16 protein-coding genes are annotated in these 25,872 nt (G+C 42.4%); 3 read left to right on the top strand and 13 right to left on the bottom strand.

What is annotated here, in order from left to right; translation table 11 throughout:
- Positions 1 to 8: 8 nt before the first annotated feature.
- A complete protein-coding gene (locus tag SJY28_RS10830; RefSeq protein ID WP_379544453.1) occupies positions 9 to 845 on the top strand; it encodes a symmetrical bis(5'-nucleosyl)-tetraphosphatase in 837 nt (278 codons plus the stop codon).
- Positions 846 to 1,720: 875 nt separating this feature from the next.
- Here the strand turns inward: SJY28_RS10830 and SJY28_RS10825 are convergent.
- The 8 genes from SJY28_RS10825 to SJY28_RS10790 form a co-directional block, all read right to left on the bottom strand.
- Complete coding sequence (locus tag SJY28_RS10825) at positions 1,721 to 4,165, bottom strand: site-specific recombinase (RefSeq protein WP_379544452.1); 2,445 nt, start codon at positions 4,163 to 4,165, stop codon at positions 1,721 to 1,723.
- Between the two features lie 237 nt (positions 4,166 to 4,402).
- Positions 4,403 to 6,187, bottom strand: a complete 1,785-nt coding sequence (locus SJY28_RS10820; protein ID WP_057760379.1) for an acyl-CoA dehydrogenase C-terminal domain-containing protein — start codon at positions 6,185 to 6,187, stop codon at positions 4,403 to 4,405.
- Positions 6,188 to 6,534: 347 nt separating this feature from the next.
- Positions 6,535 to 8,328 carry an acyl-CoA dehydrogenase C-terminal domain-containing protein gene (locus tag SJY28_RS10815; RefSeq protein ID WP_114700078.1) on the bottom strand — a complete coding sequence of 598 codons (1,794 nt, stop codon included), beginning with the start codon at positions 8,326 to 8,328 and terminating at the stop codon, positions 6,535 to 6,537.
- 629 nt (positions 8,329 to 8,957) lie between these two features.
- On the bottom strand, positions 8,958 to 10,670 hold the full coding sequence (locus SJY28_RS10810) for a putative bifunctional diguanylate cyclase/phosphodiesterase (protein WP_379544451.1): 1,713 nt from the start codon (positions 10,668 to 10,670) through the stop codon (positions 8,958 to 8,960).
- A 173-nt stretch (positions 10,671 to 10,843) separates the two neighbouring features.
- A complete protein-coding gene (locus SJY28_RS10805) occupies positions 10,844 to 11,725 on the bottom strand; it encodes a 16S rRNA (uracil(1498)-N(3))-methyltransferase (protein WP_379544450.1) in 882 nt (293 codons plus the stop codon).
- Positions 11,726 to 12,025: 300 nt separating this feature from the next.
- A complete protein-coding gene (locus SJY28_RS10800; RefSeq protein WP_379544449.1) occupies positions 12,026 to 12,874 on the bottom strand; it encodes a methylenetetrahydrofolate reductase in 849 nt (282 codons plus the stop codon).
- A gap of 13 nt (positions 12,875 to 12,887) precedes the next feature.
- Positions 12,888 to 14,312, bottom strand: a complete 1,425-nt coding sequence (ahcY, locus tag SJY28_RS10795) for an adenosylhomocysteinase (protein ID WP_191113667.1) — start codon at positions 14,310 to 14,312, stop codon at positions 12,888 to 12,890.
- A gap of 351 nt (positions 14,313 to 14,663) precedes the next feature.
- Entirely contained in the window at positions 14,664 to 16,601 is a 1,938-nt protein-coding gene (locus SJY28_RS10790) for a TonB-dependent receptor (protein ID WP_379544448.1), read from the bottom strand.
- 495 nt (positions 16,602 to 17,096) lie between these two features.
- On the opposite strand from SJY28_RS10790, the gene SJY28_RS10785 reads away from it, so the two are divergent.
- Positions 17,097 to 19,010 carry a mechanosensitive ion channel family protein gene (locus SJY28_RS10785; RefSeq protein ID WP_379544985.1) on the top strand — a complete coding sequence of 638 codons (1,914 nt, stop codon included), beginning with the start codon at positions 17,097 to 17,099 and terminating at the stop codon, positions 19,008 to 19,010.
- 60 nt (positions 19,011 to 19,070) lie between these two features.
- Here SJY28_RS10785 and SJY28_RS10780 read toward each other — a convergent pair whose 3' ends face one another.
- From SJY28_RS10780 to SJY28_RS10760, 5 genes are all read right to left on the bottom strand, one after another.
- Positions 19,071 to 19,703 carry a DNA-3-methyladenine glycosylase family protein gene (locus tag SJY28_RS10780; protein WP_379544447.1) on the bottom strand — a complete coding sequence of 211 codons (633 nt, stop codon included), beginning with the start codon at positions 19,701 to 19,703 and terminating at the stop codon, positions 19,071 to 19,073.
- 207 nt (positions 19,704 to 19,910) lie between these two features.
- Positions 19,911 to 20,642 carry a Smr/MutS family protein gene (locus tag SJY28_RS10775; protein WP_379544446.1) on the bottom strand — a complete coding sequence of 244 codons (732 nt, stop codon included), beginning with the start codon at positions 20,640 to 20,642 and terminating at the stop codon, positions 19,911 to 19,913.
- 107 nt (positions 20,643 to 20,749) lie between these two features.
- Positions 20,750 to 21,619 (bottom strand): indole-3-glycerol phosphate synthase TrpC, encoded by an 870-nt coding sequence (gene trpC / locus SJY28_RS10770; RefSeq protein ID WP_379544445.1) that lies wholly within the window; start codon positions 21,617 to 21,619, stop codon positions 20,750 to 20,752.
- A 170-nt stretch (positions 21,620 to 21,789) separates the two neighbouring features.
- A complete protein-coding gene (gene trpD, locus SJY28_RS10765) occupies positions 21,790 to 22,911 on the bottom strand; it encodes an anthranilate phosphoribosyltransferase (RefSeq protein ID WP_341609253.1) in 1,122 nt (373 codons plus the stop codon).
- Between the two features lie 98 nt (positions 22,912 to 23,009).
- Entirely contained in the window at positions 23,010 to 23,633 is a 624-nt protein-coding gene (locus tag SJY28_RS10760; RefSeq protein ID WP_379544444.1) for an anthranilate synthase component II, read from the bottom strand.
- Between the two features lie 828 nt (positions 23,634 to 24,461).
- Here SJY28_RS10760 and glnA point away from each other — a divergent pair.
- Entirely contained in the window at positions 24,462 to 25,871 is a 1,410-nt protein-coding gene (glnA, locus tag SJY28_RS10755; RefSeq protein ID WP_379544443.1) for a type I glutamate--ammonia ligase, read from the top strand.
- Position 25,872 lies beyond the last annotated feature (1 nt).

Below are 25,872 nucleotides of genomic sequence, written 5' to 3'. Positions count from 1 at the left end.
GAGGTGTTATGAGTTTTCGCCATCAGTATGTTATCGGTGACTTACAAGGTTGCTATGCTGCGTATCTACAATTGCTAAAAACACTGGATTTTGATCCTGCCCAAGACAAATTATGGTTTGCTGGTGATTTGGTAGCACGCGGTGAAGATTCATTGAACACGCTGCGTCATGTCAAAGCGTTGTGTGAGCAAGGCGCTGCGGCAACGGTATTGGGCAATCATGATCTTAATTTGATAGCAGTCTGGCGTGGGGCAGCCAAGCTTAAAAATAAAGACAAAACGGCACCTATCTTTGCTGCGGATGATTGTGATGAGTTGCTCGAATGGTTACGCAGGCAGCCGATATTAGCCTATCCTGATGAGCATACGGTGCTGGTACATGCGGGTATTCCACCGCATTGGAGTATTGAAGCGGCCGCAGGATACGCACAGCAATTAGAAGCTCAGCTGCAAAGTAATTTGAATCAGCTCGATCAATTGCTGCCGAATCTATATAGCAAAGAAGCGGATGAATGGCATGCAGGTATCGAAGGATTTACTAAGATGCGGGCGATTGCTAATTACTTTACGCGTATGCGCTTGTGTAAGCAGGACGGGTCGCTTGAGTTTAGCTTTTCAGCAGGTTTAGATGAGGCTATGCCAACCGATTTTTTGCCTTGGTTTGAGTGGCAAGTACCGCGCACTCGTAAGATACTATTTGGACATTGGGCTGCGCTAAAAGGCGAGATTGATTTGCCACATGCGCGCGCACTCGATGGTGGCTGCGTGTGGGGTAATTATCTATTGGCTTATAGATTGGGTGATGGCAAAGTAATGACCTCAAGCGCACAGTGCCCGAGTCTATAAAGAGGGTTATAAGCGTCTTAATATACAAGGCTAAATAAATAGTCTGTTATAAGTAGTTCCATTATACCAGTCTGTTTTAAGTGGTCTGTTAATAGGTTTGATGGGTGAATTAGCTGGTTCCCTTGGGGGTATGCCTATGGCAAACCAATCAAAGAAAAATAACTCGACAGCTTGCCCAGCTTTAATAAGCTTTGGCTAAATATTCAAAGCAAAACTCAATAACACGCGTTTACCAGATTGAATTCGTGAAACACTGTGCTCATATTTATCGGGACGAAATAAATAAACTCTGTCGAACAGGTTTATAATGCAGTTTGAACACTCGAACACACCACCAACTTTAGGCTGAATTAAAACAAAGTTTAATTTGTAATAACAGCCTTTTTGCACGGAGTCACAGTGTCTCATAACGCTGTGGTTAGTAGGGTAGGTAACATAATTAATTGAAAAAATTCTACTACTGAAAATTGCTTTATTGGTTACTCTTGCGGTCATATCTAATCCATTACTTTACGTGTATTAAATGTCGCTTAACGCATCTCAAGCTGATTGTATTGGTTGTAAACTAGTCAAATACTAGCGTAAATAATGTAATGAAATGTTCTACTTAATTTATGGAGCTATTTATTCGATGAAGACTATGTTGCTATAAATGGATTAACGTGTATTGAGAGAATAGATGAAGAGTTTGTAAATTTCCCTCATATGCCTGAGTTGTGGAAATCTCCTAGATATAAAGGAGGTTGGAATAAAAGAATTTCCCAAAGCAGTTCGATGCCTGTATAGCGCACCGAACATACCCTCATAACAGGTCTTATGAAAAATTAATTTATTATCAACAGTCGATCGAGCATAAAGCCACCGCAACTACCTATTTAACTAGGTAGCTTTGGTGGTTTTTTAGGTTTTGGTAAAGGGGTTTTTGCGTCACCAGTCTGCTTATCATCAGAGTCAGGATGGTGTGGCTCATCACTAACGACATCGTTATCAATCGCACTTATCGTTTTAGTGGCCTTATCGTATTGAATATCATCGGTATAAGGAACACTGTTTAGTTCGTCATCGATTAAACCATCGTCCAGATCCATTACCTTTTCAGGAGAGCTATACGGCTGCGTATGCTCATCTGACGGCTGCTTTTCATAGTTGATGTCGGTGTTGGTCTGGAAATGTTGAGCATCAGCATGTTTAGATTCAGGCAGGATTCTGACATCAGACAAACGCCTTACCACATAATTACTTGGTATAGATTTGCCATTTTTTTGGGCGGAGGTATCATCAAATATCATGTGACCCTGACTATCGATACGCGCATATTTCATTGGCTTATCACGTGGCCAGAAAAAGTCAGACGGATGGCTAATAATATGGCCAAACACCAGTTTTGTGAGGCGACTCCATTCAAAAAAGCGAACTTCTTTAGAACGTAGGGCGACAAACAGTGCCAGTGAAAAGCTAACGATTAAGTTGACCAAACCAATAAGTGCCACACCAAGTATAGAAATTAGAATGAGGCTCCAGCTGATGTCATCAGCAGATATATTAAATAGTCCGTGTGCCAAGTTTGCTGAAGCAAAGGCAATGTGACGAATATCAATTGGTAAGCCGAAGATATAGCCGATAGTCGCGGTACTACCTAAGAACACCCCGAATAAGAAATTACCCATGATAGCGCCCAAGTTGGCTTCTATAAAGCCGCCTAAACGCTGAAGCCATGAGCTAGGTAGTATGTATTTCAGTAATTTGTGACGTTGTATGCGTGCGCCTACGTTGTTATAAACTGCCAAGTTATCGTAGTAGCCGGCAATCAAACCAGATAAGAACAGATAAACCCCAGCAATGGCAGCATGGGGAAGTGCTAATGAGTGAAAGGGGTCGAGATCATGTAGCAGGTGTCCTGCTTTTTCGGTATCGATCATTGGCGCGCCAGTATATTGCAACCAAGCAAAAGAGATAATCAAAGCGACGGGTACAGCTAGCATGACGTTACCCATGATAGCGATAAACTGGGTACGCAAGATATCGACGACCAATTCTGATAGCTTGGTCAATTGATGTGATTTTTTGCCAGAGCCTTCAGATATGGTAGAGGCAATCGCAGCTGCGGTCATGGCTGGCTGCTTGGTAGCGACTGTGCCACGAATAACATGAATAAATACGAAGCCCAAACCATAGATCATACTGTTGATGAACGCACGACCCATAGGTGCGAGCGCTAAGTGATACGCCAGTATTTTTATGGTTGCCATAAATGCGATGATAAAGCCACCGATAGAGGCTTTTTTGAGCATCTTTTGATAGCCAGCTTTATCGGTACTAATATAATGCTCACCGACGCGACTGGCATTTTCTGTGACTTTGCGAGAGAGCAGTTTGGTATTGTTATCAATCAAATAGCCAATACTATAGCGCTGATTGGCCGTAGTGATGAGTGCCTGTATCAGTTCGATAACAGCACGATCTCGCTTTTGATTATCGTCTGTGACCAGTTCAGTTAAAATCCGCATACGCTGCAAGCTTTGATCTAGACGCAGCATCATATTGGTCAAACGGATAGAGATACCTGTCTTATAAATCCGCTTACGTACGGTAGCGACGATATCTTCACACTGTTCGAGCATAACCAATAGGGGTGCAGGATCGACTGCTTGCTCGGGTGTGATATCTGTCAAGGTATCAAGTTCATGTGCTTGACGATATTGATTGACAAATAGTACGGCTTCTTGATTTTGTGCAACAAAAGACGCGGAATAGTTCAGTATCTGCGGATAGGACTCCATCAAATCAGGATGCAAGCCGATACCACTGATGCGATAAGACAAAATAATAATGGCGTTTAGAATACTGTTTTTTGCAGTAGCGACTAGATTTAAATGTTTCTCTTCTACACGAACCAGCTCAACCAGTTTGTCCCATTTTTCCTTTTCAATATTGGCAAGCCAGCGTTCATCAGAGCGTTTATTAAATAAGTAGCCCACCAGTTCAACGACAGAGTCATCTTGTGGTAATAATGGTAAAAACCGATGGCCAATCAACCGGCGTAAACTGTTGAAAAATCCTTGATCGGACATGATACCAGTATCGGTATACAGCGCAATTTGCCGATATTGGATAATCAGTTTTAGTACAAAACTAGACAGACCATCACCATATTCTGGATGCTGATGTATGATATCAATAAGGGATTGAATTTTCTCATTGGCCAATGCAGGTTCTTTATCACTGACTCGGAGCTCATCAATCAAGCGTTTGAGTACTGCAGGATCTGGCACGTCGCTCAAGGCGGTAATCTGTTGTAAAATGCGTTTTAATTCTGACACGTCGCACCCTTTATCATGGTTGTTTCAATCGTTTTTATTATTTAAGTCGGTATAGGTGGTTGAGTAATGTTTGCCAATCGTTCAATTGTAGTCGAGCGACATCTTGTCTTGCGTTATTTTAATCGGAACTGCCAATTGATATTGAATTATTTTGTTAGCAGTTATTTTGACAAAAAAAAGGACAGTAACACGACTGTCCTTTTAATCAAGGTATTTTAAGTTAGTTTTAAAGCTAGCTTAGCTTGCAGGAACGTCGAAATAAGCAAGATCAAAGTTCATCATTGGGTCACTACCAGCTTTGACCATTTGTGCATGAGCATCGATACGCGGTAGGACACGGCCAACGAAATAGTCAGCAAGCTTGGCTTTATTGGTATAAAACTCGCCTTCTTTGCCATTAGCGGCTTCTACCATCAACGCAAACATGTACGAGTAGGCGAGGTAGCCAAACGCATGCATGTAGTCAACCGCACAGCCATTGATTTCGTTTTTGCGTTCGCCGATGTTGTTAAGCACAGTTGTGGTTAGCTCTTCGATGGTATCCGCAGCATCTAGAGTAGCTTGTTTGATAGCATGGTCTGCTTGCATGTTGTTAACAAAGTCACGAATTTCACCCAAGAAATGAGTGACGTATTTGCCGTTGTTACGAGCAACTTTACGACCTAACAAATCAAGCGCTTGAATACCGTTGGTACCTTCATAAATCTGGGCAATACGGGTATCACGCACGATCTGCTCCATACCCCATTCGCGGATATAGCCATGACCACCAAAGACTTGCTGACAATCAACAGTGGCTTCCAGTGCCTTATCAGTCAGGAACGCTTTAGCAACTGGTGTTAATAGAGCAACACGAGCTGCAGCCGCTTTGGCTGACTCAGGATCGGTACTAAATTTCTCTTCATCAAGGTTTTTGGCAACGTACATCGCAAAACAGCGTGACGCTTCAGTGTTTACTTTGGCGTTCAATAGCATACGACGGACGTCAGCATGATGGATAATAGCATCAGCAGGTTTTTCTGGGCTTTGTAGCTGTGTATCGCTACGGCCTTGACCGCGGTCATTGGCATATAACGCTGCGTTTTGATAGGCAAGCTCAGACCCACCAAGGCCTTGCAAGCCCATAGTGACACGCTCATAGTTCATCATGATGAACATAGATGATAGACCAGTGTTTTCCGCGCCAACCATCCAGCCTTTGGCATTATCAAAGTTCATGACACAAGTCGCAGAGGCTTTGATACCCATTTTGTGTTCGATAGAGCCTACTGCTAACGTATTGCGCTCACCTAAGCTACCATCTGCATTGACCAAGAATTTTGGTACGACAAATAGTGAGATGCCTTTTGAGCCTTCTGGTGCATTAGGTGTTTTTGCCAATACCAAATGAATGATATTGTCAGTAAGGTCATGCTCACCACCAGTGATAAAGATTTTGGTACCAGAGATATCATAGCTACCATCATCATTAGGTACGGCTTTGGTTTTGATAATACCCAAATCAGTACCAGCATGCGGCTCTGTCAAGCACATGGTGCCCGCCCATTCGCCGTTGTACATTTTTTCTAGATAAGTTTGCTTTTGCTCTTCAGAGCCAGCTGCATTTAAACAAAGCGTCGCACCAACCGTTAGGTTTGGATACAGAGCAAATGATTGGTTAGCAGTAAAAACCATCTCTTCAGTGAGCATGGTAACCATTTTAGGGAAGCCCTGACCGCCGTATTCAGCATTACCGCTTAAGCCAACCCAGCCAGACTCAGCATATTGCTTATAGGCTTCTTTAAATCCTGTCGGCGTAGTGACGACGCCATCACCTTCGAAAGTTGCGCCTTCTTCATCACCGCTACGGTTAATAGGAAGTAGAATGTTTTTTGACAGTTTTCCCATTTCTTCTAAAATCATATCGACAGTTTCCATGTCGACATGAGCCAAGTTTTCGTTGTTTTGCCAAAACTCTGGCGCCTTGAATACGTCATTTAAGATAAAGCGCATGTCATTAAGAGGGGCATTGTAAACAGCCATAAACATTCCTTTGGTTCAAATAATTAAAATTGAAGTTGTTAAGATTATCAACTGTTTTCTTGGTATAACCTTAGCGATTAATAATCAAAGTTTAACAAATAAGCTTGTGAGCGAGTGTATTTCTTCGTGAATTGTGCGTACACCAAAAGTTAGCAGCGGCTATTGAAGTGCTTACAGACACCTCACTGGCAACTATAATGTGAGAAGGTAGACAGGTCGGTACTTATAGACAGTTGCTACTGTTAAAACTATGTTGATAGTCGTCATAAGTATCCGCAAAACAAAGCGGCAACACACCGAAGTATGTTGCCGCTCAGATTATACTATTGCGAAATTTAGCGCTTTAATTAAAAGGCAAACTGATCAACGTCCATGCTCATGTATGGCTCTACACCAGTGCTGATACGCTGTACGTGCGTAGTCGTACGTGGCAATAGCTTAGCAAAGTAGAACTGAGCTGTTTTAACTTTAGCATCATAGAATGCTTTTTCGCCAGTACCGTTTGCGATAGCAGTCTGAGCAACCAGTGCCATGCGCGCCCATAAGTAGGCTAGAGTCACATAACCACTGAAATACATATAGTCTACTGCAGCGCCGCCGACAGCATCTGGCGTTTCAGTTGCTTGCATACCGATGCGTGCAGTCAAATCGCCCCATTCTTTAAGATGTTTGGCAAGTGGGCGGATGAACTGACCCATCTCGTCATTTTCTTTGTTTTCTTCACAGAATTCTTGGATAACGTTTACAAAGTTCGCAAGTAGCTTACCTTGTGAACCTAGGACTTTACGGCCTAACAAGTCAAGTGCTTGAATCTCTGTGGTACCTTCGTATAAGCAAGAAATGCGCGTATCACGTACGTTCTGCTCCATACCCCATTCGCTAACGAAACCATGACCACCATAAACCTGAATACCATGGTTAGCAGCTTCCAGACCTGTTTCAGTCAAGAACGCTTTAGCAATTGGTGTCAGTAGTGACAACATTTGATCAGCAAACTTCAACTCTTCGCCTTCACCTTTTGCAACGGTATCTGCAAAGTGTGAGAGATAATACACTAGCGCACGACCACCTTCAGCAAAGGCTTTTTCAGTCAATAGCATGTTACGAACAGCTGGATGTACGATGATAGGGTCAGCCGCTTTTTCTGGTGCTTTTGTACCTGATAGTGAACGCATCGCTAAGCGGTCTTTTGCATAAGTCAATGAACCTTGGAATGCATACTCTGCTGCAGTCAAACCTTGCACAGCAGTACCGATACGTGCCACGTTCATGAAAGTGAACATGCACTGTAGGCCGCGGTTTTCAGGTCCAATCAAATAACCCGTTGCGCCATCGAAGTTCATGACACAAGTTGCAGAAGCTTTGATACCCATTTTGTGTTCGATAGAGCCACAAACGACATTGTTGCTTTCGCCAACGCTACCATCTGCATTTACCGTCATTTTAGGAACGATAAACAATGAGATACCTTTGGTGCCAGCAGGCGCGCCTGGTAGACGAGCCAATACAATGTGGATAATGTTGCTGGTTAGGTCATGCTCACCGGCAGAGATGAAAATCTTTTGACCAGTGATGCTATAGCTACCATCTTCTTTAGGCTCAGCTTTGGTACGGATAATACCCAAGTCAGAACCCGCATGCGCTTCAGTAAGACACATGGTGCCTGACCATTCGCCAGTAACCATTTTTTCTAAATAAGTTTGTTTTTGCTCGTCAGTACCATGATGCTCGATGGTTTGAATAGCACCATGTGAGAGGCCAGGGTACATAGAGAATGACCAGTTAGCCGTACCAACCATTTCATTGATGACAGTAGACAATGAGAAAGGCATGTTTTGACCACCGAAATCTTCTTCAGCAGATAAAGCAGGGAAGCCAAGCTCACAATACGCGTCATAAGCTTCTTTAAAGCCTTTTGGCGTGGTGACTTTACCATTATCAAACTTACAGCCTTCAGCATCACCGCTTTGGTTCAATGGTGACAGTTCGTTTTCAGCAAAGCTTGCAGCCATTTCAAATAGGCTGTCCATTAGCTCACGGTCAGCTTCTTGGAACGCAGGCAAAGTTTTGTAGTGGCTTTCACTATCGAGTAGTTCATGCATAACGAATTGGATATCACGTAAGGGCGCTTTGTATTGCATAACTTCCTGTCCTTTTTGGAATGTAACCGATCATAGCCAATAATGAGTATATGGTCGCACTATCCTCTAGTGCGTTATTCTTACCTAGCCAATCTGAAAATCTAAATAAAGGATAAACAGTAAAGCAGGTCAACTATGCTATCGATTACATAAAATAGTATTAAAAAGAGTGGTGATTGTCAGAGTCAATGAGAGATTAAATGTGCTCTAACAAATTCACTATAAAAGATAGGCTTTCATAGGTGATTATACAAGTTTGGTGACAGGACTGATAAGTCATGAACCTATCTTGCATCGGTTATGCAATCGACGTTAGGCACTAGGAAACAGTAGCATTAAGCATATGAAAACTCTAACGTTACTAAGACAGATAGTCCTTTATATGATTAGTATTAACATGAAAAAACGACAGCCAAAAAAATAGCGTTCGCCATAAAGACAAACGCATCGGTATAAATTACAACACTATTTGGTAGAATCGAGCATGTAAGTTATTTCACAGATATAAACGTGATAAACATTAAACATGCTCGTATGCTAGGAGTCTGAACATGGTAGTTTATGATTAATAACTTATGATTAATAACTTATGATTAATAAGTTATAACTTATAACGAATAGCTTAGCGTTTACTCAGAACCGTTTTGTTTAATCAGCATAGCAGTGGCGACATCAGCAGCCACGGGTTTGCTAAACCAATAGCCCTGACCAATTTTGCAACCCATATCTAACAACACATCACGCTGCTGCTCAGTTTCGATACCTTCAGCCACGACCTGCATGTCTAAAGCGACTGCTAAGTCTAAAATGGCTTTTACAATTGCGTGCTGGGTACGATCGGTTTCAATATTGGAGATAAAGCTCTTATCAATCTTGATAAAATCAAATGGATATTCTTGCAAGTAGCTCAATGATGCATAACCAGTACCGAAATCATCGAGCGCTAGACGTACGCCAAGCTCTCTAAGCGAGTTAAGCTGTTTTTTTACATTATCATGACGCTGAATCAAAGACGATTCGGTCACTTCGATATGCAATTGATGGGCAGCAACGCCATTCTCTGTCAGTAGTGTGCTCACCATATCAAAGAAGTCAGGGTGGCTAAATTCCGCGGCATCAGCGTTGATACAGACGTGTTGATGAAACCCTTGCTGTTGCCAAACGGCTAGTTGTTTGACGATTTTAATGGCCAGTTGCGAAAACAAATCAAAGGAGAGCTTGTGCGCGATAATGGCATTGATAAAATGAACGGGCTTGAGCAATCCGCGAGTAGGGTGTTGCCAACGTACCAATGCTTCAAAGCCTGTGATAGCTCCAGTCTCTAATGAGAACTTTGGCTGATAATAAGGAACGAATTGGCCTTCAGTGGTAGCAGCTCTAAGCTCAGACTCTAGCTCTAAACTACCAGCGGTGGCGCTTTCAATAGCCTCATCGTACCAACGTATATCATCGCCACCATGCTGCTTGACATAGTCCAATGCTTTTTCTGCTTTGGTCAATAAACCGGTTACTTCATTATCGTCTTTTGGAAAACAGCTGACACCCACAGAGATATGGTAATAGATATTTGCATCTGTCGCATGGCTCTTATCAGTAGAGAAGGGGCGTTCACACATTTGCATAAGTGTGTCTAGTTGATGACGTACCATATTGGCATCTTTAACTTCAAACAGTAGCGCAAAATCATCACCACCAAAGTGAGAAAAAGAGCGTAAATTATGCAGCTTGAGCTTCTCGACTTCTTCTACAAAGTTTTTTATTAAATCATTGGCACCATCAGGCCCTAGTAAGCTGGCAAGATTGCGATAGCGGTCAATGTTTAAGCGTACAAGGACAATCTCTTGGTAACTATCCAATAGCATGTCACTTGTCTGACTCAAAAATACCTTGCGATTAGGGAGACCCGTGAGCTGATCATAGTTGAGTAAATGCGCGACCTGCTTTTGATCTTTGATAACGGATGACATGTCACGCAACATACCCACATGGTAAGCCGTCTGCTCAATATAAATCTTGCGATAAGTGACATGGCAATCAATAGGCTCGCCATAACGATTGATCATCGAAAAATCAAGTTCGTAAAATCCATGACTGTCTAGGTTTTTACTGATATCTTTTAAGATCAGCTGCTCTGCTTCTGATAAAAACTCAGCAGCATAAATACCAAGTGGCCGACCAACCAAGAACTCTTCTTTGTAGCCAATCATAAGCTCATAACTGGCATTGACCGCTAAATAACGTAAATTATCATCTAATACAAATATGGCGTCTTCAAGCTGTTCACATAGCGTACTCATCAACTGCTGCTTGATTGATACTGGAATAGTGTCAAAATTGCTCATAATAGTGGCTCACAAAAGATAAGGGCTTATAAAAATAAGAACTGCATTATCAATTTATTAACATTGAGTTGGCATCGCGTTTTACTATGTACGATACAGAACAGACGTTATTTTTGACTATAAGCATAAAAGATAAAAACTACGATAGTCATACTAGTACTTATCAGTCTTTGCTAGGTGCTTAAGGCATGTAAAGTAGCTAACGCTACCACTGGTGCAGTCTCGGTACGCAAGACTCTTGTGCCGATCTGCCAAGGCTCAAATCCAACACTCTGTGCCTGCTGACATTCATCTTGACTCAGACCTCCCTCAGGCCCGATCAACAGTTTGATATAAGGGGTCTGTTGTTTAAGAATATCAGATAGAGCGTTAGGCATGGCAGGCTGTCCTGCTGCTGGTACACTCATTTGCATACATAGATCTGCAGCGTTTGCTAATACTTGGTAGTAAGGATCATGACTAAGCACAGAAACGATAGAACTGACGGCCATTTGCGCCTTCGTAACGCCAGTAGCCATAGCCTCAGAATTGGTATTGCTTAGCCATTCATTGATAGATTGTGGCGCAAGAATAAGAGGTGGACGATTAAGGCCGCATTGTTCACAAGCGGCGATCGCTACTTGTTGCCAGTGCGCCAGTTTCTTTTCAACTTGAGCAGGTTTCAATGTGACTTCGCCATGATGGCTGCTGAGCAACTGAATAGCAGTTACCCCAAGCTCAGTTGCTTTTTGAATAGCATAATCCATACGCTCACCACGGCTCATTACCAAACCAATCTGAGTGATAGTAGGCGGCGTACGATCGTCGTCTATGTGAGCAAGCAAAGTAGCCGTGGCATTTTTTTTACTGATTGCCTGTAGCTCTACTGTATATTCGCCGCCAAATCCATCGAACAAAATCCCTTGATCACCAATATTGGCTCGTAGTACACGGCACCAGTGATGGACAACGCTATCTGGTAATTCGACATTGCTACCTAGCGGTAATTCACCCAATTTAGGTAGTGGTGAGGCATCAGCGTTGTCGTTGTTAATGGCATAAAAAAAACGTCGCACGTGGTCTTATTCCTATTATTTGATTGAGTATAGTTATTATTAGATCTATAGAATATCACTTGAGACAATTAATGACATTTGTTTTATGAGAATTTTTCTTAATAAAGAAAATTATTTTTAGAGCAGCATTATTACACAGTGAAGAAATTTTTAAAAATCAAATAAGATAAAGTGTATGAATAAAACGGTTAAGGGTTATTGGTCAGAATTTTGACAATAAAAAACTGGCGCTCCTAGAAGCGCCAGTCATTGATAATGTATTCAGGAATGATTAAAGGATATTCTAGAATGCTTACAAGTTTAAGCGGTCAATCCCAAAGCTTCTACTAAGCGTTTGTTTGGCTCAATTTTGTTCATGCTATAAAAATGCATAGCAGGTACGCCCTCGGCAATCAAGCGTTCACACAAGCGATAAACCACATCAAAGCCAAACTCACGAATAGCCTTACGATCATCACCAAAATCCGTCAACTGCTTACGTACATAGCGCGGAATATCGGCACCACAGCTATCAGCAAAACGCAAGAGATTGCTTGAATTGGTAATTGGCATGATACCAGCGACCAAAGACTGAGCTACCGTGTCAATACCGCGTTTCTCTAACTTATCACGCAAGTACAGATAGCTGTCAGCGTTGTAGAAAAACTGGGTAATCGACGCATTGGCACCAGCTTGGTATTTATTTACCAGATTATCGATATCAAACTCAAAGCTACGCGCTTGTGGGTGCATTTCAGGGTAGGAGGCCACTTCGATATGGAAGTGATCACCTGAATGCTCACGAATGTACTTTACCAAATCTACCGCAAATGGTAGTTCACCCATGCCCACCTGACCTGATGGCAAGTCGCCGCGTAGCGCTACTAAGCGTCTAATACCTAAAGTCTTATAATACTCGAGCAATTCAGCGATTTCACTTTTGTCATCACCAATACAAGACATATGCGGTGCGATTTCAGTGGTACCACGCGCACTTAGTGCCTGTACGATATCTAAGGTGCGGCTACGGGTTGAACCGCCCGCACCATAAGTTACCGAAAAATAAGCTGGTGACAACTTATTAAGCTCATCATAAGTGCTGAGAAGCTTCTCGTGACCTTGCTCAGTCTTTGCAGGAAAGAACTCAAAGGAGAAAGCAGGCTTACTCACAGTCAGGCTCCTTTTAGTATTTATAAGCGTCAGGCTTGAATGGACCTTCAACTGGCACACCCAAATACTCAGCTTGCTTTTGGGTCAGCTTGGTTAGCGTACCGTTAAAGCCTGCAACCATCGCAGCGGCCACTTCTTCGTCTAACTTTTTAGGCAATACTTTTACGTATAGGTTGTCAGTACGTTGGTCAGCTGGCAAGTCAGCGAATTTTTCTTCGAACAGATACATTTGAGCCAATACTTGGTTGGCAAATGAGCCGTCCATCACGCGTGATGGGTGACCAGTAGCGTTACCTAGGTTTACTAGGCGACCTTCAGCAAGCAAGATCAAATAATCGTTCTCATCGTCTGAACGGAAGATTTGATGAACTTGTGGCTTGATCTCAACCCAGCGCCAGTTGTCACGCATGAATTGTGTGTCGATTTCGGTATCGAAGTGACCGATGTTACATACCACAGCTCCAGGCTTAAGGGCTGCTAGCATATGTCTATCACAAACATGGTAGTTACCAGTAGTCGTGACGATCATGTCAGTGTCTTCAAGCAAGCGCTTGTTGATGCTGGCTGCGCCGCCAGTATTGTCACCGTCGATGTATGGTGATAAGACTTCAAAACCGTCCATACATGCCTGCATAGCACAGATAGGGTCAACTTCTGAAACACGTACGATCATGCCTTCTTGACGTAAGCTTTGCGTAGAACCTTTACCTACATCGCCGTAACCGATAACCAAAGCGCGGCGACCAGCAAGGAACATATCGGTAGCGCGTTTGATAGCATCGTTTAAGCTATGACGGCAGCCGTATTTGTTATCATTTTTAGACTTGGTAACCGCATCGTTGACGTTGATGGCTGGTACTTTAAGCGTACCTTTACCAAGCATCTCAACCAAGCGATGAACACCAGTAGTGGTCTCTTCTGAGATACCATGGATATTATCAAGAAGCTCTGCATAATCGCTGTGAATCAAAGCAGTCAAATCACCGCCATCATCCAAGATCAAGTTAGCATCCCAAAGTTGGCCTGATGCTTCGCCGCCAACATGGACTTGCTGACGTAGGCACCATTCATACTCTTCTTCTGTTTCGCCTTTCCAAGCATAAACAGAGATACCAGCAGCAGCAATTGCAGCAGCAGCATGGTCTTGAGTTGAGAAGATGTTACATGATGTCCAGCGTACTTCAGCACCTAGCGCGACTAGTGTCTCGATAAGTACGGCAGTCTGAATAGTCATGTGGATACAGCCAGCGATTTTCGCGCCTTTAAGCGGCTGGTCTGCTTCGTAGCGACGACGCAAGCCCATTAGGGCAGGCATTTCGGCTTCAGCAAGGGTAATCTCACGGCGGCCGTAATCAGCAAGGCTGATGTCAGCGACTTTGTAGTCAGTGAAAGAGGGATCGATCGTATGGGCAGATGGTGTAGTAGACACTGCGTCCATAATATGCTCCTATCAGTGGTTAACGAATGATAAAAAGAATAAAAACGCAGGTGCCGTTGTTTGCGCTGTGAGCGACCAAAAATATGGTCTTTCGACAGTTAACCGAGCCTAACATAACCTGTGATTGCATAACTATAGAATGTTAATGCAGTAAATCACTGTTATGGCGCAACACCTCTCGGAGGTCGTTATTGTAATAGATGAGTGGTTAATTGTCACCTATTGACTGAGATAAATGATAGGCAGTCATGGCATAAGTACCTGTATATTTTTCATAGGTATAAAAAAAGGCCACCTGTAGATGACCTTTTATATTGTTTGCAATAGATACTATATTAATTTATGACTGGTTTAGTACCAATCATAGGTTAAAGAGCCAAAATAGCTAGTGCCTTCGGTAGCGTACTCATTACCGAATTGGCTGGCAAGGGTATAATCTTCATCAGTAATATTATCAACGCGTAAGTTAGCGCGCAGATTGGATGTGATATAGGTGCTTCCACTTAAGCTAAGCAGCGTATAGCTATCAAGTTCATTATTTTCGGTTGTAAGTCTATCATCACTATATTTTGCCTCGAGACGCATATCGAACGTAGGCTGCTGATATCCGATATAAACTAAACCACTATTTTTAGGACGGTAGGGCAGTTGTTGATCAAAGTTGACATCATTTTTGGTTTTGTTCTTCGCGTCTAAATAGTCATATCCTAAGCCAAATACAAACGAGCTAACGCGCCAGTCTGAAGTCAAACTTAATCCTTTGATTTGAGCCTTACTCGTATTAGTGGCATTGCTAATGAAATCATCAACGTCAGTATGATAGCCAGTTAGACGGGAGATTTGATTGCCTTTATTGTACTCTACAAACACTTCCGTATTTTTACTAGTCTCAGGCTTTAAGTCAGGGTCGCTGTAACCAGGGTAGTATAAATCGTTGAAGGTTGGCGCGCGAAACCCTGTCGCATAGCTTGCACCGATACGCAAGCCATCTAATGGACGTATAGCGGCACCTATGTTGTATGTGTTCTCATTGCCATATTGTGAATTGTCATCGACGCGATAATTGGCTTGTAGGTCATAACTATCTTCTGATAATTGATAGCCTACAAAACCACTTTTGACAGTTCTATCTTCAGGATCGTAAGCAGTTTGAGCGGCAGGGGCAGGATAACCTGAAAAATCCAAAACATCAGATGCTTCTAATTTCTGTGATAACCATTCTGCGCCAATGATAACGGTACCAGGTTGTGCATTAATACTTGTTTCTGAACGTGCCTGCTGTTGAATGGTATCAAATTGACTGCCATCTTGATAATCAATAGAGTTAGCATCATGAGTAGTGGATTTATCGATACTTTGGCCGTAGCTAAATTTAGTGACAGCTAATGGTGTTTGATGCTGAATAAAAACATTGGCGCTGCCATTTTTTTGATCTGAATAAGCATTTGGAAAAACGTTGCCTGCAGAGTCGATATTCGTTGTAGAGTCAGAATATAATGCGCTGAGTCCAGCACTTAAAGAGTCTGAAATCTTATGTTGTAACGCTAGACTGGCATTGGTAGATTTAAAACCATCATCATCAGCATTGTAATCATAAGAACTAGGGTTAGCAATTGCGTTAAAACCGTCTGTTTCGTTGCGGCTGACACCCAAACTCAGTGAGGAAGTCTCATTTTTAAGCTGGCCTGTCAGGCCTACTTGGTAATGGTTGTTGCTACCATAACCCACGGTCGTTGAAACGTTAGATTGTTCTACGTTATTGCCTTTAGTAAATATTTGAATGACACCGCCCATCGCGTCAGAACCATAAATACTAGAACCTGATGCGCCATATAAAATTTCGATACGGTCGATTTGATCGGCAGATAATAGATTTAGTGCTGGCGCGCCTGTAGAAATAGAGCTGTAGCGGATACCATCAATGATTACAAGAACTTGCTTGCTGTCGTAACCGCGCATATAAAAGTTACTAACACTTCCCATACTACCACTTTGAGTAATGTTGATGCCCGGTTGATTCTTTAATACATCTGTTACGGTTTGACCTTTATAACGTTGCAATTCTTCTTTATCGATTACCCGTGTCTGAGCAATCACATTACTGACTTTAGTAGGTGTGCGAGTCGCTGTTACTACGATTTCGTCAAGCTCAACTTGTGGTAAGTTACTATCGTCAATGGAAGTGTTTTCAGAAGTGGCTGCCATTGCAGTATTTACTGCTAGTAAGCCAAGCGCGCTCAAAATACTTAAACGAAGATAGGTACGTGAAGATGCACGTGATACAGACATAGTCGATTCCAAAGTAATCAAGTTAAAAATGCAGAAATGAGAGGTAACTATTATGACGTAAAAGGGGTCAAAAGTTACAAAAAACAGTATATAAGCAAAACTGTGCTCATTATCTACAAATTGTCCTGCTTTATAAACTACTTTAACCTAATGTTTACTCAGGTTAGGCTGAATGTTATTCAGGTTGGCTTGCTAAATAGTCAGTTAAAAATTACTTTACTTAGAAATTCTAGGAGAAATAATTCAACTTTATAAGAGAAGCCTATCCTTAAAAACACCTATTATTAGAAGCACACCTAGAGTAAGAAACCAAATACCAATACAGTTAGCTACAAAATTGCGTAATCAAAAGCACTGCTGTTATAAATAATTGTTACTATAGTATGGACGCCACCTGTCATTTATCATGCCATTTAAACTAAGAGGTTTGTTTTGTCTATCAAGCACAATCTGACTCCCAGTCCTTCGCCTAATTTATTCCCTGTTATTACTAAGATGCCATTTATAGTCGCAATGCTATTACTGACTATGCTGTTGAGTATTGCCTTGCCAAATAATGCCTATGCTGTTGAGGCTGGTGCGCTTGGAGTGGGTAATGACAGTAGTGGAGAGACAGTAAGTACGCCATTGCCTGATTCATTCGGACGAGATACGCCGCGTCATACGGTACAAGGGTTTATCAGTGCGTTGGGCGAAAATGATTATTTGCTGGCAAGTAATTATCTCAACTTATCAAAGTCCGATAACCCAACGACCGTTGTGCGACAGTTCAAACAGGCACTGGATGCAGGAGGGCGTTTTCAGCCGGATCTACAGATTAGCAATTCACCTGAGGGTAATCTAACTGACCAACTGCCACCTAGCCAAGAAAATGTCGGTGTGATTAATATCGGGGAGCGAAGTGTTCCGCTATTGCTAGAAAGGGTGGTCTCAAAACAAAACGAACAATATTGGCAATTCTCTAGCGATACACTGACCTCAGTACCAGAAGTGATAGAAAATACTGAGCCGACTTTGGTCTCTCGCTATACGGTTGATTCTTTAGATGGTAAAAAGCTTTTTGGCTATCAACTAGCTGATTTGGTCGCCGCGCTCACCATGATTGTGACTAGCTTTGTACTTACTTATGTCGCGGTATGGTTGCTATACCACTTATTAAGGATTGTATATCCGCGTGTGCGCGGGACGTCGTTGCCATTGCCCGACAAAGTTATTTTGCCATTATCTGTTGTGATCATGGCCCTGATACTATCTGAAGTTATGGTTTATGCAGGGGTTTCGGTGACCCTGCGTGAGCCGGTCAATCGCTTTACAGATATTGCTTCCTGGTTGGCGCTGACTTGGCTACTATTGCGAGTGATCGATGCGATATTCACCCGAGCGGTAAATCTAAGCTACAAGAAAAACTATACTGAGCGTGTCTCAATTTTGGGACTGCTGCGCAAGGTTGTCAAAGCGCTATTACTGATATTTGCAGTGATTGTTATTTTTGGCAATTTGGGTTTTGATTTGACCACTGGTATTGCGGCACTGGGTGTGGGTGGTTTGGCGTTAGCTCTTGGTGCGCAAAAGACGATTGAAAACTTAGTTGGTAGTGTCGTCGTCGTCGCCGATTCACCTGTGCGTATCGGTGACTATTGTAAATTTGGTACTTATGAAGGCACAGTTATTGATATTGGTATTCGCTCATCGCGCGTACGGACCTTGTCGCGGACGATTGTCACGGTACCAAACGGTGATTTTTCATCGATGCAGATCGAAAACTTTACCTCTCGCGATATGTTTCGTTTTTTCCATTACTTATATATTAAGCGTACCGCTGATCTTGACGTAATATTCAAAATGGTTAATGACTTGGATGAATTTATAAAAGAGCATGATTTGACCAATCAAGAATGGAATCAGGTCAATATTTTGGAGTTGCGCCAAGATTGCTATGTTATTCAGTTGCAAGCTTATGTGAATGCTATTGGTATCATTGAGTTCTATGATAAACAAAACGCTTTGTTTGTCGATATATTAAAGAAAGTCGCGAAATATAAAGTAGAACATGCATTGCCGACTCAGCAGTTGATTGTTAATCAAACGGAGCTTGAAGATCATGTGGGAAGTAGCACTGTTGAAACAGAGGAAGGTAGCTCAGAGAATAATAGCGATACAAATAATCATGAAACAAACGTTGGCATAGATAATGGTGACGGTGTTGATATCACTAAAAACGTTGATGCCACTAAAGACGAAGACAATAATAATGCTGCCAATGCATCAAACCAGCATAATCCATCTCTGGCAACCGTAAGCCGAAGTGGGGCGCTCAAAGCACTAAAACATAAAAGTCGTATGCTAAGAAAAAGCAAATTTAAGCATACCAAAAGAAAGATTGGTTTTTCTATATGGAACCAGCCTTAAAAGAGACTCTTTGCTCACGAATGGTAGTGAATAACACTAGCTCAGTTTTTGCTCAATTAGTTATAAAGGTACTGCGGTTTTATCACGTAATGAGCCGTAGTACGACCAAAGCAATAGACTGGCAGCGCTGCGATAAGGTGACCAGTGCTGAGTTAGATCTTTAAGCTGCTTGGGTGTTGGGCGCTCTGCTAAACCTAACAACTCCATGGCTGCAACTTTAATGGCCAAATCATCGACAGCGAGTATGTCTGCACGTTTTAATGAAAATAATAAATACATCTCAGCTGTCCAACGCCCAATGCCTGTCACAGCTGTCAAAGTTGTTATGGCTTCTTCATTTGACAAGGTTTCTAAGGCTGCAAAGTCTATATCATGATCTACTAATGAACGCACGTAACGAGTTTTTTGCTTAGACAATCCTTGTGTCTTCAAAGTATCATCTGTCGCTTTGCGTATCGCTTGCGGGGTGAACAATTCTGCATCAACCAACCGTTTCCAAATACTGGCAGCGGCGGCAACTGATAACTGCTGACCAACCATCGCTCTCATCAACTGCTCAAACCCACCTGCATTATGCCTAAGATTAGGTGTCCCGACCTGCTTATGGACAGGAGCAAACCTTGGTTCAATGGCAATCAGCGCAGCAATTTGCTGTTCTAGTTCGTTGGTGTTTTCAATAGTCTGTATGCTCATAGTGATTTCGCTTTGCTAATAAGAAGGTGCTCCAGTCAATATACTGATAGAGAGTAAGAAGCTAACATTAAATGGAATGTACATGAAAGAAGGCATTCATTAAAGGAAACATCGTTACAATCCATGTCTGAGCCATGGATGAGTGATAAAAAAAGGACTGCAAATAAGCAGTCCTTTTTATGTAGTACCGTATCACTAACAATAGACCTATTCGCTATCTGCTTTAGGTTTTTTAAGTAGTACCAATACAGCACCGTTACCACCGTCTTTTGGTGGCGCAGAGCAAAACGCCAGTACTTCTGGCAATTGACGTAACCAGCCATTGATACAGGTTTTTAGAATCGCTTCGCTACCTTTACCATGGACAATTTTTACCATGGTTTCGTTTTTCTGCTTGGCTTGGCTCAATAGTTGAGTCATCGCTTCGCGTGCTTCTTCTATCGTACAGCCATGGATATCTACCGCGTCATACCAACGCAGCTTGCCTTTTTTGAGCTGATCAAAGATTTTATTTTGCAGTGTTGGTTGCTTATAAGACAAATAAGCTTCAGCAGCGACAGGGTTTAGTAGTGCTTGCATATCTGATAAACCTGCACCTAAATCACTGGCTTCACTACCTTGAGCCGCCGCTCGTTTTGATAGTGTCGCTGCATCAGGTTTGCCTGCTCTAGTTGCGCTGGCAGGTGAACGAACATTTTTATCTTCTAGCTGATTGACACCATGCATGGCTTGCATAAACAGCACTTTATCGTCATCGATATGTTCACTGTCTAGCTGCTTGACTGTCTTTTTTACTTGCTTTTGAGTCGGTAGCGATACCGGCTCAGTTGGCTTTTGGTTCTCACCTTCAGGTGAATTGGTATCACGGCCTTTGCTCAGTTGGCCTTTGAGTTCTTTGAGCTGGTCTTGCATTTCTTTTGAAAACAGAGAGTTTGACATAAAAGTTAACGTATCGTTGATTGATGAATGGTTGATTGAACTATGTCTATAGCGCAGACATTGTTCAAGCTATTAGCATATATTTAAGCATAAATTATTGAGTTACTTTACCCGTCTGCTGCGACGCCCGCAAGTAAGGATTGTAACGCTTGCCCTGGATGGTCGGTTTTCATAAATTGTTCACCGATTAGAAAGTGCTGAATCTTATTGTTTAACATGAGACGGATATCATCACTGCTATGAATGCCGCTCTCGGTCACGATAAGTGGTTTTTGCTCAGCACTATCAGTAGCAAGTGCGTCGTTTAAAATATTCTTAAGATCAAGCGTGGTTTGCAGGTCAACATCGAAGGTATTCAAATCACGGTTATTAATACCGTAGATATTGTGTGCTGAGCGTGGCAACTGTAGCGCACGCTCAAGCTCAGATTGGGTATGCACTTCTATCAATACGTCCATACCAAGCTCAATACTGAGTGCATGTAACTCTCGTACTTGCGCATCATCTAGGCAAGCCATAATGAGTAGGATGCAGTCAGCGCCCATTAGGTAAGATTGATAGATTTGATAGACATCAATCATAAAGTCTTTACGTAATATCGGTAAGCTTGAGGTATTAGCCGCCTGAATAAGGTAGCTGTCATCACCCTGAAAGTAATCACGATCGGTCAATACAGACAGACAACTAGCGCCCGCTTGCTCATACTGCTGCGCAAATAGAGCAGGGGTAAAGTTATGATTGATAATGCCTTTAGACGGTGAGGCTTTTTTAATCTCAGCAATGATACCGATACCATTTTCTTTAGTGCCAGCAGCACGTAATGCTGCGGCAAAACCTCGACGCGGTTTATCATCAGCTGCGACCTGTGTTTGCAAGTCCTCTAGAGACAATGCTTCGCGAGCGACTTTTACTTCTTCTACTTTGGTGGCGACAATGCGCTGTAGCACTGACGGTATATCTGAATGGGTTGTGGTCATACTGGTATCCGAATATCGTTAAATGTAAATATAGTCAGAGAACTATTAGTAACTACTAAATGGCTACGGCGTTATCCTCCTTAGATGTACGATTTGTACAATCTATGGTTGGCTGCCTTGTATCCGTTTTAGATTTCTTTGACTATAGACAGTATATAAGTGCTTATAAGTTAACCTTGAGCGACTAACTGTTGGGTATAGTTGGCCAAAGACTCAAGTTTTAGTAAAGCATCGCCATTTTGAATAATTTTTTGTGCTCGGCTAACACCGTTAGGGTAGTTGCTGGCAAGTCCTGCGGTGTATATCGCGGCACCTGCATTTAGCGCAATCATATCACGTGCTTTAAGTACGGCACGGTCATGAGTGTCGGCTCCAGATAGCGCAGCACGAATCAACTCAAGACTTTGTGCTGGAGAGTCGACATCGAGGCCAATAAGAGTTTGTGACTCGATACCCGCATCTTCTGGCATCATGTCATAGACTGATATCTCGCCATCTTTTAGCTCAGCGACTGTGGTCGAAGTCGCAAGACTGATTTCATCAAGACCATCTTTCGCGCCTACTACCATGACATGACGTGCGCCTAAGTTTTTCATCACTTTGGCAATTGGCTCACATAGCTGCGCAGTAAATACACCAATGACTAAGTTTGGCGTGCCAGCAGGGTTGGTCAATGGGCCTAAAATATTAAAGATGGTACGTGCCTTTAGCTCACGGCGTACAGGGTTGGCATAACGCATGGCACTATGATGATTGGGTGCAAATAAAAATCCAATACCTTGGTTTTCGATACAGTCTTTTGCCTGCTCTGGCGTGAGCGCTAGACTGATGCCTGCTTGCTCAAGTAAGTCTGAGCTACCAGATTTGGTTGAGACGCCGCGATTGCCGTGCTTAGCAACTTGTGCACCAGCTGCCGCAACAACCAATGCCGACGCAGTCGAGACATTGAACAGATTAGCACCATCGCCGCCAGTACCAACGATATCTACCAAGTAGTCGCAGTTCTTTGGTTTAATGTTGGCGGCTAGTGCACGCATGGCGCTGGCTGATGCAGTAATCTCGTCGATGGATTCGCCTTTCATGCGTAGGCCTGTCAAGATAGCGCCCATCATAGCGTCGCTACATCTACCTTGCATGATGATGAGCATCACTTGATACATCTCATCAAAGGTTAAGTCAATGTGTTGAAATATTCTACCCAAAGCTGTGGTTAGCAATTGATGCGTTTGCTCATCAGACAATTCTGCAATACTCTCTGGTGTGTGCGTTTCTTCTATTGTTGTCGTACTCATTGTAGTCTCACTTACTATTATTTTTTATATGAATCTGTGTGGAATTTGGCATGGGCTTATGAAAGCAGTATTTTTTACCGACGTGCTTTTAGTCAAATCTAGCCAACTTGCGGTAGCTCATCGGATGTCAGAGTAGCCAAGCCATGAGTCTGTAAAAAGTTATTGAGCAATTGATAACCTGCTTCGCTCAATATTGACTCAGGATGGAACTGGACACCTTCTACAGCAAAATCCTTATGGCGAATACCCATGATTTCCTCAATACTACCATCAGCATTCTGTGTCCATGCAGTGAGCTCAAGGCAGTCTGGTAGGCTTGTCTTATCAATGACGAGTGAATGATAGCGCGTAACCTGTGACGGGTTGGGTAATCCAGCAAACACACCTTGCTCGTTGTGATAGATAGCGGATAAGCGGCCATGCATGACTTCGCCAGCTTTGACCACTTGACCGCCAAAGGCTTGACCGATAGCTTGATGACCCAAGCAAATACCCAGTATAGGAATAATTCCTTTAAATGTCTCAATGGCTTGCAGCGAAATACCCGCACGGTCAGGGTCGCACGGACCTGGGCCAATCACAATGACATCAGGTGCGAGGGTTTTAATCTGCTCAATGCTGACCTGATCATTACGCCAGACAATAATGTCCTGCTTTAGCTCACCGAAGTACTGTACGATATTGTACGTAAAGCTATCGTAATTATCGATCATCAAAATCATTAAGGCTTCAACTTATCAGTTTTATTATATTTTAAACATAAAATTTGTTTTCACTGTTATAGAGTCACTTGATTGCCGGACACAAGCAGCTATGACTATAACAGAGGGGGTTATTGCGCGCGGTTATCTTACCACTATTTTGTTTTCTATCAAATGTAGGGTATAGGCTATCTAAGTAAGCACCAAGTAAAAACATATTTTTTATTATTTTGTCGACGAATAAACTAATGTAGTTAGAGATAATGTTATAAATTCAGCTGTTAACGGCGCACCAATAAATAGCATTATAACGATAAATATATTTTAATTTGCACCAATTAAGTGCCTTTGGTTCTCAATTGGTGCTCTAATTAAGTGGTATTCTAAAACCGAACTAGATGAGAATTAATTAATATATAACGATATTAATCGTATAAATCACTGTAAATATTGATAATTAAATCTATCTATAACTATATCTGTTATCAGAGCGTCAATACATTGGCATAGCCTTTGCATTATTGCTGTTATGATTATTTTTAAAGCCAAAAAGCTGGTCTAAAAATAATTATTAACAAGAGCCCGAAGAGTTCAGCATTATGAGTTGTATATTGCTAGAATGTCGTTAGGATTGAATTGGCGTATGTTAGACCATGTGCACAAATATTGGTCTGATTGAGTAAACGCTTTAGATGAGCATCTTGACTAATACGCAAAATAGTGCTGATAATAAGCATAATATCGAATGCGCTATTTTAGTATTGAGAGCACATCTGACATTCTTGGACAAGAACATCATATTAATAATTTTAAATCGCAATTACGTGATCAACACAACGGAGACTATTCATGTCGAATAAACTATTAGATCTTATCCAATCCTCTAATGCTAAATGGGTTGATTTTCGCTTTACTGATACACGCGGCAAAGAGCAGCACATCAGCTTCCCAGCGCATACCGTTGATGAAGATGTCATGGAAGATGGCAAAATGTTTGATGGCTCATCAATCGCTGGTTGGAAAGGTATCGAAGCGTCAGATATGATCTTGCGTCCTGATCCAGAAACTGCTTTTGTTGACCCGTTCTTTGACGCGGTGACTGTGGTAGTGACTTGCGATATCATCGAGCCATCAACGCTACAAGGTTATGACCGTGACCCACGTTCTATCGCACGTCGCGCTGAAGAGTACTTAAAGTCTACTGGTATCGGTGATACTGCTTACTTCGGTCCAGAGCCTGAGTTCTTTGTATTTGACGATGTTAAATGGTCAGTTGATATGTCTGGCGTTAGTCATAAAATCACGGCTGAAGAAGCAGCATGGTCGACTAACGAGACTTACGAGTGGGGCAACATGGCGCATCGCCCACGTGTGAAAGGCGGTTATTTCCCAGTACCACCGATCGATAGCTCACATGATATGCGTGCTGTTATGTGTGAACGCATCGAAGAAATCGTTGGTGAAGGTTCAGTTGAAGTTCACCACCATGAAGTTGCTTCTTGCCAGTCTGAGATCGGTGTTGCATTCAACACAATGGTACGTAAAGCGGATGAAGTTCAGCAATTGAAATATGTTGTTCATAACGTTGCGCATCAGTTTGGTAAAACAGCGACCTTTATGCCTAAGCCAATCGTTGGTGATAACGGTTCAGGTATGCACGTACATATGTCAATCTCAAAAGACGGCGTAAACACATTCTCTGGTGATGAGTATGCTGGTCTGTCTGAAACAGCATTGTACTTCATTGGCGGTATTATCAAGCATGCTCGTGCGTTGAATGCGATTACTAACCCATCAACGAACAGCTATAAGCGCCTAGTTCCTCATTATGAAGCGCCTATTAAACTTGCTTATTCAGCATCTAACCGTTCAGCATCTATCCGTATTCCACACGTGAGCAGCCCGAAAGCGGTACGTGTAGAAGCACGTTTCCCTGATCCAACGGCTAACCCATATTTAGCGTTTGCTGCACTATTGATGGCTGGCCTTGACGGTATCCAAAACAAAATACATCCAGGTGAAGCTGCTGACAAAAACTTGTATGACTTGCCACCAGAAGAAGAAGCACAAATCCCAACGGTTGCAGAGAGCTTAGATGTTGCACTACAAGCACTGCGTGACGATCATGACTTCTTATTAAAAGGCGATGTCTTCACTGAAGACATGCTAGAAGCGTTTATCGCTTTGAAAGAAGAAGAAGTACAACGTCTGAATGTAACTGTACACCCTGTCGAATTTGACATGTACTACAGCTGCTAAT

Origin of the sequence: Psychrobacter sp. R86515 (assembly GCF_042466315.1) — a bacterium.
In the GTDB taxonomy this organism is placed as follows: Bacteria; Pseudomonadota; Gammaproteobacteria; order Pseudomonadales; family Moraxellaceae; genus Psychrobacter.
Note: the sequence above shows the minus strand (reverse complement) of the source record. Positions and strands in the feature narration are given on the sequence as shown.

What these genes read in the sequence shown, in the direction of transcription:
- SJY28_RS10820 (WP_057760379.1), bottom strand. Translation starts at nt 6,187, where the DNA reads ATGGCTGTTTACAATGCCCCTCTTAATGACATGCGCTTTATCTTAAAT.
- trpD (WP_341609253.1), bottom strand. Translation starts at nt 22,911, where the DNA reads ATGAGTACGACAACAATAGAAGAAACGCACACACCAGAGAGTATTGCA.
- SJY28_RS10790 (WP_379544448.1), bottom strand. Translation starts at nt 16,601, where the DNA reads ATGTCTGTATCACGTGCATCTTCACGTACCTATCTTCGTTTAAGTATT.
- SJY28_RS10780 (WP_379544447.1), bottom strand. Translation starts at nt 19,703, where the DNA reads ATGAGCATACAGACTATTGAAAACACCAACGAACTAGAACAGCAAATT.
- SJY28_RS10785 (WP_379544985.1), top strand. Translation starts at nt 17,097, where the DNA reads ATGCCATTTATAGTCGCAATGCTATTACTGACTATGCTGTTGAGTATT.
- SJY28_RS10810 (WP_379544451.1), bottom strand. Translation starts at nt 10,670, where the DNA reads ATGAGCAATTTTGACACTATTCCAGTATCAATCAAGCAGCAGTTGATG.
- SJY28_RS10775 (WP_379544446.1), bottom strand. Translation starts at nt 20,642, where the DNA reads ATGTCAAACTCTCTGTTTTCAAAAGAAATGCAAGACCAGCTCAAAGAA.
- ahcY (WP_191113667.1), bottom strand. Translation starts at nt 14,312, where the DNA reads ATGGACGCAGTGTCTACTACACCATCTGCCCATACGATCGATCCCTCT.
- trpC (WP_379544445.1), bottom strand. Translation starts at nt 21,619, where the DNA reads ATGACCACAACCCATTCAGATATACCGTCAGTGCTACAGCGCATTGTC.
- SJY28_RS10830 (WP_379544453.1), top strand. Translation starts at nt 9, where the DNA reads ATGAGTTTTCGCCATCAGTATGTTATCGGTGACTTACAAGGTTGCTAT.
- SJY28_RS10760 (WP_379544444.1), bottom strand. Translation starts at nt 23,633, where the DNA reads ATGATTTTGATGATCGATAATTACGATAGCTTTACGTACAATATCGTA.
- glnA (WP_379544443.1), top strand. Translation starts at nt 24,462, where the DNA reads ATGTCGAATAAACTATTAGATCTTATCCAATCCTCTAATGCTAAATGG.
- SJY28_RS10815 (WP_114700078.1), bottom strand. Translation starts at nt 8,328, where the DNA reads ATGCAATACAAAGCGCCCTTACGTGATATCCAATTCGTTATGCATGAA.